At 56.4% G+C, this 15,284-nt stretch carries 9 protein-coding genes; 5 read left to right on the top strand and 4 right to left on the bottom strand.

Annotation, left to right across the window (positions count from 1 at the left end; translation table 11 throughout):
* Positions 1-201: 201 nt before the first annotated feature.
* The 3 genes from D0Y96_RS15285 to agaR all read right to left on the bottom strand — a co-directional run bounded on the left by D0Y96_RS15285 (position 202) and on the right by agaR (position 5,992).
* Positions 202-1,314, bottom strand: coding sequence for an amidohydrolase family protein (locus tag D0Y96_RS15285; protein WP_252263822.1), 1,113 nt, complete (start codon positions 1,312-1,314; stop codon positions 202-204).
* Positions 1,315-1,446: 132 nt separating this feature from the next.
* Positions 1,447-4,689 carry a TonB-dependent receptor gene (locus D0Y96_RS15280; RefSeq protein ID WP_117301581.1) on the bottom strand — a complete coding sequence of 1,081 codons (3,243 nt, stop codon included), beginning with the start codon at positions 4,687-4,689 and terminating at the stop codon, positions 1,447-1,449.
* Between the two features lie 526 nt (positions 4,690-5,215).
* Entirely contained in the window at positions 5,216-5,992 is a 777-nt protein-coding gene (gene agaR, locus D0Y96_RS15275) for a transcriptional repressor AgaR (protein WP_350449090.1), read from the bottom strand.
* 299 nt (positions 5,993-6,291) lie between these two features.
* Between agaR and D0Y96_RS15270 the strand changes: the two genes are divergently transcribed.
* Complete coding sequence (locus tag D0Y96_RS15270) at positions 6,292-8,751, top strand: PKD domain-containing protein (protein WP_117301579.1); 2,460 nt, start codon at positions 6,292-6,294, stop codon at positions 8,749-8,751.
* A gap of 101 nt (positions 8,752-8,852) precedes the next feature.
* Here D0Y96_RS15270 and D0Y96_RS15265 read toward each other — a convergent pair whose 3' ends face one another.
* Positions 8,853-10,310, bottom strand: coding sequence for an ATP-binding protein (locus D0Y96_RS15265; RefSeq protein ID WP_158562424.1), 1,458 nt, complete (start codon positions 10,308-10,310; stop codon positions 8,853-8,855).
* Between the two features lie 31 nt (positions 10,311-10,341).
* On the opposite strand from D0Y96_RS15265, the gene D0Y96_RS15260 reads away from it, so the two are divergent.
* The 4 genes from D0Y96_RS15260 (at position 10,342) to kdpB (ending at position 15,277) form a co-directional block, all read left to right on the top strand.
* Positions 10,342-11,031: a response regulator transcription factor gene (locus D0Y96_RS15260; protein ID WP_117301573.1), complete on the top strand. Its 690-nt coding sequence runs from the start codon at positions 10,342-10,344 to the stop codon at positions 11,029-11,031.
* A 391-nt stretch (positions 11,032-11,422) separates the two neighbouring features.
* Entirely contained in the window at positions 11,423-11,512 is a 90-nt protein-coding gene (kdpF, locus tag D0Y96_RS15255) for a K(+)-transporting ATPase subunit F (RefSeq protein WP_117301570.1), read from the top strand.
* 1 nt (position 11,513) lies between these two features.
* Positions 11,514-13,229, top strand: coding sequence for a potassium-transporting ATPase subunit KdpA (kdpA, locus tag D0Y96_RS15250; protein WP_117301568.1), 1,716 nt, complete (start codon positions 11,514-11,516; stop codon positions 13,227-13,229).
* Between the two features lie 17 nt (positions 13,230-13,246).
* Complete coding sequence (kdpB, locus tag D0Y96_RS15245; RefSeq protein WP_117301566.1) at positions 13,247-15,277, top strand: potassium-transporting ATPase subunit KdpB; 2,031 nt, start codon at positions 13,247-13,249, stop codon at positions 15,275-15,277.
* Positions 15,278-15,284 lie beyond the last annotated feature (7 nt).

Below are 15,284 nucleotides of genomic sequence, written 5' to 3'. Positions count from 1 at the left end.
TTACGCTCGCGGGGACCGTATGAAGCCACGTTTTTATGCGGCCGCAGGAGGCGGCGCCGTATATATAGCCGGGATAACTTCGGAAAATCTGCGAGGGATATTTCTCTATGTCCAGCCCTGCTATGTTCCGCTCTGCAGACTGCGGGATCTGTGCGTCTCAGTAAAGGGATGCGGGTACGGCTATGCGTTTTCGAACGCCGGCTATTGCATCCCCGTATACCAGTGCACGGCATTGTCGTGATAGATCTTCCGCAGAATGCTTTCCGGCAAAGCGAGTCCCTGCGACTGAATGCCGCGGAACGAGAACTGCGCGTCGGTTGCGAGAAAGCGCCAATCGCGCGCGTAGGTGTTTTCTGCTCCGCGCACGAACTTTGAAACGTCGTTATCCGGATACAAAGTATCGTCGGTGCCGTAGATGAGGCGGTCCTGATACTTCGTAAAAAATGCAATGGCTTTGGCTCGCGGCAGCCTCATGATGTAGGGCATGCGTGCGGTCATATCGACGGCGAAGTTGGGATACTTATCGAGATCAGCGGCAATTCTGTCGAAATCCCCTTCCATGCTGCCTAAATGAGCGCCAACCACTTTCAGATGAGGATTATCGCGCAGTACATGATCACGGGCTTCAAGGATCTGTTCCTTCGAAGGCGATCCCGGAATCTTATACATGTACCACTCGGGATGCTCGATGAAATACTGCTGATCGGGCGCATTGGAGTTGGGCGGCTGCCACGCTGTATCCGGATCAGCGATGTGCATGATCAGCGTCTTGTGCTTTGCGGTGATTTCACGATAGATCGGAGCAAGTGCCGGATCGTCGGGGAGAATGTATTTGCCCTGCCTGTCCTTAATCTCCATGCCGATGTTCTTCCACACCTTTGCCGCGACGGCTCCTTCTTCAAAGGCGCGATCCAGGCCGGCGATTGCATTCTTCGCGAAGCCGAGGTCGTTAAAGCGATAGGCATCGAAGGTGGTGCAGGCAAATACGCGGCCATCACTTCTGTGCACCAGATCGAATACATCATGACTCTCTTTGGTCAGGCCCTTCCGCTCAGGATTGGCGTTGTCTGAGACCACCATGATGTCCAGAGTGTGCATGTGAAGCTTCGCAAGCAGCGCCACGTACTCAGGCGCGTACTCATATATATGGGTATGGCTGTCGATGGGGCGGAGTGCAGCAAAGGTCTTCAGATCGGTTTCACTAAAGCCCCGGGCGCTCTGATTCTGCTGCGCATGCAGAAGCGTGGATTGTGGCGAGCCGATTGTGAGCAATGCGGCGAATGCCATACCGCAGGTGAACCATCTTCCAGCCATACATCCTCCTGTAATCCATCGCTGACGGCACACGGAACAGCGCACACAGATTTTTTGAAAATTATATGCACCGAAGGGTTACATGCAAGACAGGGCCGGTAAGGAAATGTACCGGCCCTGTCTGGAGCATGCTTAAAACATGTACTTCAGTGCGAACTGCAGAATGCGAGGATCATTTGCCGAGGTGATGGTTCCGGCGCTCTTCGATGAAATCGTCGCGTTCGGATTATTGAAGTTGACACGGTTAAGCAGGTTAAAGGCCTCAGCCCGGAACTGCAGGCGCTCCCCCTCCATCTTATGGAACGGGAGGGCAAATGCCTTATTGAGGGAGAAGTCCAGATCCTCGTATCCAGGACCGGTCAGAAAGTCGCGCGGAGTATCGCCGTAAGTGCCCAGCGCATTCGGCGCGAAGGCAGCCTTGTTGAAGAAAGCGGCAGCGAGCTGCGCATGAGAACGCGACGTGGACAGGGTGGGATTGCCGACCAGATCGGCACGGTCTTTGCCGATGCCGCTCGTCGAATTGTCTACACCTGAGAGCACGGTGTAGGGCTCGCCGGTACGCAGCGTGAGGATTCCGTTCGCTTCCCAGCCGGAGAGTGCGGCATTGGCCGGCGCGAACTGAAAGTGAGTATGGGGCATTTGCCACACAGCCGAGGTCTTGAACTGATTGCGCACGTCGTAGCTGCAGCGTCCGTAGTCTGCAGACCGGACGGGCGTGGCATACACGTCTGAGTTAAAGCCTCCGGGATCAGCAGTCGTCATACACCGGGACCAGCGGTATCCGGCGAGGAAGGTAAATCCGTGCCCGATCTGGCGCTGCACGGCTGCAACCATTGCGTTGTAGTTGGAGGTGCCGATGTCTTCGTTCAGTGACAGGCCCTGGTAAAACTGCCCCATTGGACGACGCACATTGTAATTGGAGACGTTCTGCTTCTGAGTCAGGGCCGGGTTATAGACTGCGGCGTTGCCTTCAATTGCGCCGAGGAGATGATAGGCCGTCGATCCCTGATAGCTGAGGCGAAAGACGGTGCTGAGAGGCAACTGCTGCTCCAGCGTGAGGTTCCACTGCTGAATTGTGGGGGGCTTCATATCCGGAACGAATGGTCCGGCAGCCAGAGGGACCTGGAATGGCGTGGACTGCGGCGTCGGCTTGGTGATCGGGAAGGGGTCCACCTGCCCTTCGTATGGGTTTTCGGTGCTGGCCGGATTGGTGATGGTGACGTTGACGTTAAACGGGCTGTAGTTCAGGTTGATCATGTTCGCGGTCATCTGGTCCTGATAGAGGCCATAGCCGCCGCGCAGGCTCGTTTTATTGTTGCCGAACATATCCCACGCAAAACCTATGCGCGGATTGAAGAGGTGATAGTTGGTGTCGATCACACGGCTGGGTACACCAGGGTCGCCGGCAAGCAGAAGGCCCGGAGGCAGAGTGGGATAGAGTGTGGAGCGCGTGCCGTTCGCATACGCTTTCGCGCTGAAGATGCCTTCCTGGTGATATGCGGAGTCGAATACGGGAACGAAGGGGTTCCAGCGAACTCCAAGGGTGAGAACCAGGCGGTTGTTGACCTGCCAGGTATCCACAAAATAGGCCGCCGGCAACATGCGGGTCGGCACTTCATAGAACGACGCCTGCTGAATGAACTGAGTCGGAGCACCAAGCAGGAAGTCCAGCGCATTATCGCCCGAACGTGAATTGCTGAAGGTGTATGCGCCGTCGCCCTCGTAATCCTGCGCCTTAACGACTTTGCTCCACAGCGTATCGCCTCCGAATTCGAAGGTGTGCCTTCCATGGACCCAGGTCCACATGTTGGAGAAGCCGCCTTCCGTCGATGGGATTCGATAGACGCCGGTCCAGGAGACGCTGAAGTAGTTTGAGATTCCGAGACTCATTGCGGTATAGCCCGGAGTGACGAGGCTTGGGATCTGGACGCCCAGCTGTGACCATCCGGGAAAACCCGGAGAGGAGAGCGCCTTGTTGCTGCGGCGGCTCATGGAACCGACCACTGTGGTCGTGAGCTTCGGCGTGAAGGTGTAGGTGGAGTTGAGCACAGCAAACTGGCTGAGCCAGCTCGATACCGGACCGGAGCCAGCGGAGGTGCCCGCGCTCAGAATGTTGCCAGGCGTGGAAGGATCGGGCTGATTGAGCTGGTCATACAGGTAACTCGCATACAGATGCAGCTTGTCGGTCGGGTTGACATCGACGCGAGTGACGAACTGGTTGTTGTTCTGTATCAGACGAGTGGTATAGAAGACGAGACCACTTCCGGGCGCACCGACCGGGAGGAGAGCAAGGATCTGCGATGCTGCCGAATCAAAAGTAGAAGGCGAAATCTGATTTCCCGCATACTTAGCTCCGGTAAACGGGTTGGACAGCTGCTTGCTGCTCGAGGAGAAGTCTCCGTTGCGCTGCGCCTGCGTGAGAACCGTGGTCGAGTTGATGGGATTCTGACGCACGGTGGTGCGCTGGAAAGAGAAGAAGGCGAATGCGCGATCCTTACGGATCGGCCCACCGATGGTTCCACCGAACTGGTTACGCTTCAGGCCATCCTGTGTGGCCTGAAAGTAGTTGCGGCCATTGAGCGCGCTGTTCCGGAGGAATTCGAACGCGGTGCCATGTATCTGGTTACCGCCGCCGCGCGTGACCACGTTCATCACACCACCACCGAGCCCGGCGAACTTCGCGCTGAAGGTGCTTGTGTCGAGGCTGAATTCCTGAATAGCGTCGGGGTTTGGGAAGACGTTCGCAATCTGCGTCAGCACATCCTCGTTCAGAGCGCCGTCGAGATAGAAGGCGGTCGAATCGCCGCGGCCACCGCTGATGCCGACATACGCGTTGCTGAGGTCCGGCCGCGATGCGCCCTGGTTATACGGTCCAGGCGAGGTTGGGCCCGAGTCGGGCGCCAGCTGCGCAAGCTGCAGCACATCGCGTCCATTCAGCGGCAGCTCTTTGGTCATGGTGTTGTCGATCACCGTGGAGACGGTGGGCGACTGCAGATCGACTGACGCGGCCGCAGCCTGCACCGTGACGTTTTCAGTGATGGCGCCAACCTGAAGCATCACATCCACCGTCGCCCGATCACCGACCCTGACGATCAGATTTTCCTGGGTACTGGTCTGGAAGCCGGCCATGGAGACGGTCAGCCGGTAGGTATCCGGCGTCAGGTTCGTCAGAACATAGGCTCCCTGGCTGTCCGAGGTCGCCTTGTAGGTAAGACCGGTTGCGGTATCGACCACAACAACGGAGGCGCCCGGTATCGCCGACTTTGAATTATCGGTAATCTGCCCGGTGATTGTGGCCGATGTGAGCTGAGCGTGGAGCGGCAGATTCGCTGCAAAAAGCAAAAGAGCCGCGAGAGCCATTCGGAACGGACGCATGAAACCTCCAGGGAAACTAAGTTGGGTGATTAAGAGCCCTGCATGACTTTTTTGCTGCGGGTCTTTGTTTCGTTTTACTTTGTGTTTGATTTTTTATTGTCTTTTATTACCCATGTCAAGCTATTTCGTATTTTTTCGTTTCTACTCCGTTCAAGCCGGGACTATCAGCGCAGGCGAAGGTCCGATCCATTATTCCTATCGTTAATGCGGGAGATAAACGAGACAGGAGAGGCTCGGTCAGATCCGGCGATGGAGCTTCAGCAATGCCGAAACTCTATTTCGCTTGCTTTCGCTGCCCGTCTCTCATAGTGAAACGATTGAGTACGCTCCCCGACGCAGGTTCTTTTATGAGCGTTTGCTCTCGACGGGTCATTAGCCTTTGCGAGCAGCGGCGGCAGGGCTGCCGACGAATGCGCACGCTTCTTCGGCGTGCGGCTGAAGCGTCTTTGCAGGCTGCGCCCAACTCGATGCTGAAGAGCCAGCCCGCGACCTGCACAAATGGCGGCCGGGGCGGGAAGCGTGTGAGCTATGCCACGATGACTTCGATCCCGGCGCTTCGAAGAGCTTCGAGATCAGCAGGCGAAATGCCCTTGTCTGTAATGACGGTATGGACAGCCGAGGGCGGCACGATCAGCGCCAGGCTGCGGCGGCTGAATTTGGTGGAGTCGCATACGGCGACTACCTTTCGCGAGACACGCACCATGGCCCGGTTCACGCGCGACTCGAGCACGTTTGGTGTGGTGATTCCGATCTCCGGATCGAAGCCGTCGACGCCGAGAAAAAGAATGTCGGCATGAATATCGCGCAGTGTGTCTTCGGCGGGCGGCCCCACCAGGGAGTAGGAGTTGCGCCGCAGCATGCCGCCGGTCAGCATCACTTCGAACGTAGTGTTGGTGAGCTCGCTCGCGATGTTCACAGCATTCGTAATTACGGTGAGATTCGAGAAGCTGCGCAGGGCCCGGGCAATCATCGTTGTGGTGCTGCCCGAGTCGAGGATGATGCAGGCTCCCTCGCTCACGAGTTTTACGGCAGCTTCAGCAATACGGTGCTTCTCCTGCAGCCTCTGCTGCTCTTTTTCGGTAAGCGTCGGATCGAGGAGTGCTCCGCTGCGCGGCGCGAGTGCTCCGCCATGTGTGCGCTGCAGCAGACCCCGCTCTTCGAGATATGCCAGATCCTTGCGGATGGTGATGCGCGAAATTCCCAGAGCGTCCGAAAGCTCAGATACCAGTACACGGCCGTCACGATTGATCGTGGTAAGCACATGCTGACGGCGCTCCTCGATCAGCATTGAGTTCTGGTCCACATTCCGTTTCTTCGGCTTTCCAGTCACATCGACTCCCACGACAACCAGCGATCGTTTCAATTCCTTGCGAAACTAAAATACCACGCCTTCGATTCCCTGCAAGACGAGCAGAGACCGGCCGAGTATGCGGCAGAAACGGCCATTTCAGTCTTTTCGCCCTCAAACAGAGTTCTTGACAATCTTTTTAGCCACTGTATAAATGCTAACCATTAGTAAGAAATCGAAATAACAGGAAAACCTCGATAATCTTCTCCGCTACCTACCGGAAAAGACGATCGAGCCCACGAGAAAGGCAGACGATGCACGGTTTACGCACCTCGCTTACTTCTTTCATTTTGTCCGCCGCCGCGCTCACCCTGCCGCTGAACGGCCAGACCGGGCACCTGCAGATCAAAGCCAACCAGGCAGACGGACGCTACAGCATTTCTGCGGAGGAGATTGCACATCCCATTCTGGAGGCCGGTGCAGCCGCAGAGGTGAACGGAGCATGGCTGAAGGCATCGGATTATCCGAAGCACACGCTCGCGAAAAGCACTTCGACCGGCGAACTTGGGCCGGCGGAGGAGTGGACTCTCACCTATACCGGCAAATCAGACGCTCCCGATCTGCAGATTCGACTTCGCTCTTATCAGAACCAGCCGTTTGGAGATGTACAGGTAAGCGTCGTCAACACGACCGGAAAACAAATAGTGGTCCAGGCGATTCGCGCTATCGATGCGGGAGCTGACTCGCTTAACCTTGGCGGCTCACACGCAGAGGAGCGTGTGCTTTCCGACAGCTTCAGCGAAGATCGCCCGGCGATGAAGATTCATGACTTCAGCGATCCGGTTCATGGCATGCATCGCGGCGTGGGAAGTCAGATCGTCTACAACCTCGAAAACCATCGCAGCTGGTTCGTAGGGACTCTCACATCGGACAAGTTCCTCACCGTTCTTCGCATGCATGTTTCTCCGGACAATCCGCAGAAACTGGCCTCGTATGAAGTGGAAGACACGGGCACAACCGAACTGCTGAATGAAAACTCGCTGCGGCGGTCACCGCCGGAAGATCACGTCATGCTCAGCCTTCCCGTAGAGCCGGGGGCAACACTCGACTCTGAACGGCTTCTCTTCGGACTCGGCAATGATCCGGTAAAGCAGCTCGAAACTTATGGCCACCTGATCCGCGATCTGCATCATGCCCGGGTTTCAGCTCCTGTGGCGCTTGGCTGGTGGAGCTGGACGGCATATTACTTCGGACTGAATGAAGGCGCGGCCCTTACCAATGCAGAGTGGCTCGCGGATAATCTCAAATCGTACGGCTACACGTTCTTTCACATCGACGAGGGATACCAGTATGCCCGCGGCGAATACACCACGCCGGACGCCGATCTGTTCCCGCACGGGCTGGCTTCCGTCGAAAGGAAGATCACGAATCTCGGGCTGACACCTGGAATCTGGACAGCGCCGTTCGAGGTATCCGAACGTTCATGGGTGTATACCCATCACCCGGACTGGCTTGTGAAGAATGCGCAGGGGAACCCGATTCACATTGGCTCGGTTTCTCAGCAGAAGGATCTAATTTTCGAACTGGATACAACGAACCCGGGTGCGCAGGAATATCTTCACCAAACCTATCGCACGCTGACCCGCGACTGGAATCTTCGCTACATCAAGATGGACTTTATGGAAGACAGCGCGGTGGAAGGGTACTATTACCGCCCTCATACCACGGCGCTCGAAGCGCAACGCATCGGTCTGCAGACGATCCGCGATGCCGTCGGCGACTCTGTGCTGCTGGACAAAGACGGTTCCGAGATGCTGAACCCTGTAGGCATTCTGGACATGGGCCGCATTTCGCAGGACACGGGCCACTCCTTTTCATCCAGTAAAGACGCGGCCACGGGCATTGCTGCGCGGTTCTATATGAATCGCAATTATTTCGTAGCAGATCCGGATGCGTTCACCGTCTCCACTCAGGTTATCGAAGATCACGCATGGCATGGCGGCACGAAGCCTTTGTCTTCGGACGAGGCCATGGTCTCTATGACTCTGTCGGCAGTTTCAGGCGGTCTGTTTGAGATCGGCGATGACCTGCCAACGCTGGGCAAATCGCCCGATCGCCTTGCCTGGCTGAAGAACCGCGATCTGCTCGATATGGTGGAGCTGGGCCGCGCGTCAAAACCGGTGGACCTGATGACGTATGCGAAGGAAGATCTTCAGCCAAGCATCTTTCTTCTCAAAGAGAGCAACCGCCAGAGCATGCTCGCTGTCTTCAACTGGACCGAAGGATCTCGCACGCACGATCTTTCTCTCTCCCAGACTGGACTGAATGGCAATGCAGCGTATGACGTGACAGAAATCCTGGCGTCGTCGCCCACAACGACGAAGGCGCAGGGTACGCTGCACATCGAACAGCCGCCTCATTCGGTCCGCCTGCTGAAGCTGGTTGATACCTCTGCACCGGAACAGAAACCTGTCGCAGAGATCGTTGCTACTTCCAGCGGCACGGCCGGCGTCGGTATCGACTTCAACGCGCCTGAGGCCAGCGAGGACAATCCGGTTCTGCATTATCGCTGGAACTTTGGCGATGGGACGAGTGCAGAGGGTCAGCACCTGACCCACACCTATACGCGAGCGGGTGAATATCAGGTGACGCTCACGGCGGTGGGACTCGGTGAAGTCTCTGCCGAGGCACACGCTGCCATCTCGATCACCGGCTCGATGCCCACCCGCTTCCATCCGGACACGCAGCGGAGGCTTGCACCGGAAGCACAATAATCGATACTTTCAACCAGCAGATCGGCGTGTCTTGTGAGGCTACATGCTCCTTGTGACACGCCGATCTTTTTTATTGCCAGGTTCAGAGATACAGCACGTGATCATGCAGGATGCAGAGGCAACCAGAATCGGAAGCGCGAACCTTCTCCTGGAGTGCTTGTGAGTTCGATGCCTCCGCCGTGTGCTTCCAGAATTGCTTTGACGATGGCGAGTCCCATGCCCGTACCGTTTACGAGGGGCTGGTGCTTTCTGCCGCGAAAGAATTTATCGAAGACAAAGGGCTGCTCCTCTGGATCGATGCCATGGCCTTTGTCGATGACCGAAACGAGGAGGCGCGATGGATCGCGCTCCGCCTGCAATATAATCGGCGAACCTGGAGCAGAATATTTCGCAGCATTTTCCAGCAGATGTCTCAGGACTCGATAGATCAACTCGCGATCCATCGGCACCGCAGGCACATTCTCTGAAACATGAACCTTGACAGGGTGACCACGGAGCACAGGCGCCATCTCCTCCGCAGCCATCTCGACGAGATCCTTTACGTCCTGCATCTTCGGGTTGATCTTGTGCGTTTCTGCATCGAGCTGGGCCATCTCCATGGCCTGACCAATCAGCCGATCGAGCCTCATGCTTTCTTCGTCGACGACTGCAACAAGCTCGAGGCGCTCGGGTTCCGGTAAATCAGTCTGGCTAAGCAATGTTGTGGCCGCGGCACGAATTCCTGTCAGCGGGGTGCGGAGATCGTGAGTGACGGAATCGAGCAGCGCGCTGCGCAGACGCTCGCTCTCACGAGAGGCCTCAAGGCGGCTGGTTCGTTCGAGGGCCGTCGCGCGCTCCATCGCGATGGAAACAAGGCTACCGATGGCTTCATACATTTCAGATGAAAACCCGCCATCGGTTACAGCAAGTATGCCGAGCGAGTGATACATGCCGAGCAGCAGAGGAATGAGATGAATTCCGTTTGTCTGAGAAACTGCCGCTTCGCTCTTTTCCGCGACCAGCTTAAGGTCAACGAGGGGGATTAACTCGTTGTGCGGATCGGAATAGAATACTGTATCTTCGCCTCTAACATACAAAGCAGCAGCACGAAGGCCAAATATGGAAGCGGCGACTGACGGGATACTGCGAATGAGACCGGGGAGGTCTCCCTGAAGCAGAATCTGCTGGCTGAACTTATACAGAAGCTCTATGTCGCGCCGCCGCACCTCTGACATTTCAGACTGATGATGCTCTTTTGCAGCGAGATGGCTGACCAATGCACTTGTGCATAAAAATGCAGTGAGGGTGATCCAGTTCTGCGGATCAGCAATGGTAAGTGTACCTACCGGCGGCAGGAAAAACAGGTTATAGAGCAACGTGCAAAGCAGGGACAGATATACCGAATAGGCGAGACGCCATCGCGATGCCGTAATCAGGATCAGTACAAGGAAACTGAGCGCCACGGTCGTCTGGTTGACGGGAATCAGCTTCTTGAATATCGCGACCAGAAGGCAGGATGCCGCTGTCAGGATGAGATAGCGAGTGAGAGCCTGCCAGACGCGTGCTGTATGCTTCTCCATGACAGGGGATGATACTACCCGGGGCACCACCATGACGGAACGAATTCTGGTAATCGACGACGAAACGCAGATCACGCGAGTGCTGCGAGCCGCGCTTTCCGCTCAGCGATATGACGTAAGAACAGCCAATGAACCGGAGGAAGCGCTGCGTCTCTTCGAGGAGTGGCATCCGGATCTGGTTGTCACCGATCTGATGATGCCCGGCATGACGGGAGTCGACATTTGCCGTGCTATACGAAAGAAAAACCGGACCCCGATTCTGGTTCTTTCCGTGCGCGATCAGGAGCAGTCGAAGGTAGAGGCACTGGACGCCGGAGCCGATGATTACGTCACAAAACCCTTTGGCATTCAGGAGTTTCTTGCCCGCGTGCGCGCGCATCTTCGCCGCGCACCGGATCGTCCTGCCGATGCTCCGATTGAGACTGGCGATTTCCGCGTGGATCCATCGGCCCATACTGTGACTGTTTCCGGTCATTCCGTGCACCTGACGCCGAAGGAGTTCGATCTGCTTCTGCTTTTTGTTCGCAATGCCGGCCGCGTGCTCACGCATCGCACGATGCTCACAGCAGTGTGGGGCGCGAACTCGGCGCAACAGCCTGAATATCTTCGCGTTTTTGTAGGACAGCTTCGCCGAAAACTTCAGGGCGATGCACAGAAGGAATATATCCAGACTGAGCCCTGGGTAGGATATCGATTTCTGCCTGACGGCACTCCTGAATAGTGCCGTCTTTATGACTTCTTTATGCCTCGCTTACGGACAACTTAGCACTCGGGGGTTCTACTGAAGAGGCAGCTAAGGACGTCTTATGGAGCTTCCCTGTCTCTCCGCCGGTAGGTTTCGGCACACATTTCTCTTCCTCCCCCCATCCTGTCCCACACGAATCCTGGCGCATGCTCATGCAAATCATGGCGTACCCATGCAGCGTCGCATAACTGCGCCCGCTCCCGCTGACGCTGAACACCGGCTGCAACTTCGGCGTGGCGATACAGTGCTCAACAAGTATTCCGGTGAGGAGGCCTTATGTGGGACCTGCTGACAGTTGCTTTCACCATTTTGTTTTTTCTGGTCGCGCTGCTTTACGTGAGCGCGTGCGCAAAGCTGAGGTAATGCCATGGCTCTGACAACATTCGTGATTCTGGTGATTACGGTCTTACTGCTCGCTTATCTGGTAGCGGCGCTTCTGTATCCGGAGAAATTCTGACATGACCCTGAACGGATGGCTCCAGTTCCTGATTTATTTTGTGGTACTCCTTCTGGCGATGCGCCCGCTTGGCATCTACATGGCGCGGGTCTTTGCGGGAGAAATCCATTTTCTTCGTCCCGTCGAGAATCTTGTTTACCGCGTCTCGGGTATCGACAGCAGCGAAGAGATGAATTGGCGGGATTATGCCGGGGCGATGCTTCTCTTCAGCTTTGTCTCCATGCTGCTTACTTACTTCATCGAGCGGCTTCAGCACTTCCTTCCCTGGAATCCGCAACACCTGCCGGGCGTGGAAGCTGTTCTTGCGTGGAACACGGCTGCATCGTTCACGAGCAACACGAACTGGCAGTCGTATGTGCCAGAGACGACCATGAGCTATTTCACGCAGATGGTCGGCCTCGCGTATCACAACTTCTTCAGCGCAGCCGTCGGCATTGCAGTTGCGATCGCACTGGTTCGCGGCATTGCCCGCCGCGAATCGAAGACGATCGGCAACTTCTGGGTCGATACCACGCGCGCGTGCCTGTACGTACTGCTTCCAATCTGCATCGCCAGCGCGCTTGTTCTGGTCAGCCAGGGAGTGGTGCAGAACCTTCACGGATACACGGTCGCTCATACTCTTGAACACCAGACACAGACAATCGCTCAGGGGCCCGTCGCTTCTCAGGAAGCGATCAAGATGCTCGGCACCAACGGTGGCGGTTTCTTTAATGCCAACAGCGCGCATCCTTTCGAAAACCCAACGGCCTTCAGCAATTTTCTGGAGATGTTTTTAATTTTTCTTATCGGCGCTGCACTCACTGTAACGCTGGGGCGCATGACTGGATCGCCCGGGCACGGCTGGGCGGTTTTTGCCTGTATGGCGCTGCTGTTTATCGCCGGATTTACCGTCGCGTACTGGGCGGAGGCTCACCCAAACCCCGCACTGCATGGTGTCGATCAGCATGTCAGCGCGCTTCAGTCCGGCGGCAATATGGAGGGCAAAGAGACGCGGTTCGGCATCTCTCAATCTGCTCTTTTCGCCACCATCACGACCGATGCCAGCTGCGGCGCAGTAAATGCCGCGCACGATTCCTTCATGCCGCTTGGAGGCATGATTCCACTGATCAACATCATGCTTGGCGAGATTGTTATCGGCGGTGTGGGCTCGGGCCTTTACGGCATGCTGATCTTCGTCATCCTGTCGGTCTTTATTGCCGGGCTCATGGTAGGGCGTACACCGGAATATCTGGGCAAGAAGATCGAAGCGTACGACGTGAAGATGTCGATGCTGTACGTTCTCATCTTCCCTCTGGTGATTCTCACCTTCGCCGCCATCTCTCTGCTTTCTCCGTCGATGGGGCTGAGCTCCCTTGCCAATCAGGGTCCTCACGGTCTGAGTGAAATTCTGTATGCCTTCACATCAGCAGCAGGCAACAACGGTTCGGCTTTTGCAGGGCTTAACGCCAATACGCACTGGTACAACATCAGCCTCGGATTCACGATGCTGGCCGGCCGGTTCCTCATGATGATCCCCATGCTTGCTCTCGCGGGAAACCTTGCCATGAAGAAGAGCGTGCCACCTTCTCCTGGAACCTTTCCTGTGAATACGGCTTTGTTCACAGTCCTGCTGACCGGCGTGATTCTGATCGTCGGCGCACTGACCTTCTTCCCGGCGCTCAGCCTTGGCCCCATTCTGGAGCACCTGCTGCTGCAGCACGGAATTTTGTTTTCCTGAGGCACGGAGAAACATCTATGACAGACAGGCAGACATTCTGGAATCCAGTTATCCTCCGGCACGCGGTGATCGACTCCTTTCGCAAGCTCGACCCGCGCCTCATGATGAAGAACCCCGTCATGTTCGTCGTTGAGGTCGGCAGTGTCATCACTACTGTATTGCTCGCTGAAGAGCTGCTGCGCCATCAGCCGATCAGCTTCGATCTTCAGATCACTCTCTGGCTGTGGTTCACGGTGCTGTTTGCCAATTTCGCCGAGGCTATTGCGGAGGGACGTGGAAAAGCACAGGCCGATACGCTGCGCAAGGCGCGCGGCGAGACTATCGCATGGCGTATTCGTCCTGACGGCTCTATCGAACCCGTATCGAGCTCTCAGCTTCGCGCCGGGGACATGATTCGCGTAGAGGCCGGCCAGTTTATTCCAGGCGATGGTGAAGTGGTGGAAGGCGTCGCCTCGGTGGATGAATCGGCGGTCACAGGCGAGTCCGCTCCGGTGATTCGTGAGGCTGGCGGCGATCGCTCCGCTGTTACGGGAGGAACACGCGTTCTTTCTGACTGGATCAGAGTGCGCATCACTTCCAATCCCGGCGAGACTTTTCTCGATCGCATGATCGCGCTGGTGGAAGGAGCGCAACGCCAGAAAACTCCAAATGAGATCGCACTGAGCATTCTGCTCTCCGGACTGACGATTGTCTTTCTGCTCGCCGTTGCGACACTGCAGCCATTCGCGATTTACTCTCATGCACCGCAGACCATTTTTGTGCTGGTTTCGCTGCTTGTGTGTCTTATTCCCACAACGATCGGGGCTCTGCTTTCTGCTATCGGTATTGCGGGCATGGACCGGCTGGTGCAATACAACGTGCTGGCCATGTCCGGCCGCGCAGTGGAAGCAGCCGGTGACATCAGCACACTGCTGCTGGATAAAACAGGAACGATTACTCTGGGGAACCGCCAGGCTACGGAGTTTTTTCCGGCACCTGGGATAAGCGCAGAGCGGCTCGCTGACGCGGCGCAGCTTGCTTCTCTTTCCGATGAGACACCAGAGGGACGGTCGATCGTTGTTCTCGCCAAAGAGAAATACAATCTGCGGGGACGGGACGTCTCGGGCATGCGCTGCGAGTTTGTGCCCTTTACGGCACAGACCCGCATGTCGGGTGTCGATTTGCCTGGCACCAGGATTCGCAAAGGCTCGGCCGATGCGATTACACGATTTCTTGAGCAGCAGGGCTCAAATCTTCCCCGGCCCGTTCTCGATCGTGTGGAAGAGATTGCCCGGCTCGGCGGTACTCCGCTGGTGGTATCGGAAAACAGCACCACCCTCGGCGTGGTTTATCTAAAAGATATTGTGAAGGGTGGACTTCGCGATCGTCTGGCGCGCCTGCGCGCGATGGGCATACGCAGCATCATGATCACGGGCGACAACCCGCTTACCGCAGCCGTGATTGCCCGCGAAGCCGGAGTGGATGATTTTCTTGCAGAAGCGAAACCAAAAGACAAGATGGACCTGATCAAGCGGGAACAGGCGAAAGGCAAGCTTGTTGCCATGACCGGAGATGGGACGAATGACGCTCCTGCCCTGGCCCAGGCAGATGTGGGCGTCGCCATGAATACCGGGACTCAGGCGGCGAGAGAGGCCGGGAATATGGTCGATCTCGACTCCAACCCGACCAAGCTCATTGAAATCGTAGAGATTGGCAAACAGCTTCTGATGACGCGCGGCGCGCTCACCACCTTCTCGATTGCCAACGATGTCGCAAAATATTTCGCGATTATTCCGGCCATGTTTGCGGGAGCTTTTCCGGTCCTGAATGCGCTGAACATCATGCATCTGGCCAGGCCGCATTCCGCCATTCTTTCCGCTGTGATCTTCAATGCGCTGGTTATTATTGCGCTTATTCCGCTGGCGCTTAAGGGCGTGAAATATAAACCTATGTCGGCGCAGGCGCTGCTGCGGCGGAATCTTATTGTCTATGGCGTCGGCGGCATCGTCGTGCCGTTTATCGGAATCAAGCTCATCGATCTGGTTCTGACTGGTCTTCATCTGGCCTGAGCTCAAC

This window comes from Paracidobacterium acidisoli (assembly GCF_003428625.2).
Lineage (GTDB): Bacteria > Acidobacteriota > Terriglobia > Terriglobales > Acidobacteriaceae > Paracidobacterium > Paracidobacterium acidisoli.
Note: the sequence above shows the minus strand (reverse complement) of the source record. Positions and strands in the feature narration are given on the sequence as shown.

Coding starts and splice junctions, on each gene's coding strand:
- D0Y96_RS15285 (WP_252263822.1), bottom strand. CDS start 1,314: ATGGCTGGAAGATGGTTCACCTGCGGTATGGCATTCGCCGCATTGCTC.
- D0Y96_RS15280 (WP_117301581.1), bottom strand. CDS start 4,689: ATGCGTCCGTTCCGAATGGCTCTCGCGGCTCTTTTGCTTTTTGCAGCG.
- D0Y96_RS15270 (WP_117301579.1), top strand. CDS start 6,292: ATGCACGGTTTACGCACCTCGCTTACTTCTTTCATTTTGTCCGCCGCC.
- D0Y96_RS15265 (WP_158562424.1), bottom strand. CDS start 10,310: ATGGAGAAGCATACAGCACGCGTCTGGCAGGCTCTCACTCGCTATCTC.
- D0Y96_RS15260 (WP_117301573.1), top strand. CDS start 10,342: ATGACGGAACGAATTCTGGTAATCGACGACGAAACGCAGATCACGCGA.
- kdpF (WP_117301570.1), top strand. CDS start 11,423: ATGGCTCTGACAACATTCGTGATTCTGGTGATTACGGTCTTACTGCTC.
- kdpA (WP_117301568.1), top strand. CDS start 11,514: ATGACCCTGAACGGATGGCTCCAGTTCCTGATTTATTTTGTGGTACTC.
- kdpB (WP_117301566.1), top strand. CDS start 13,247: ATGACAGACAGGCAGACATTCTGGAATCCAGTTATCCTCCGGCACGCG.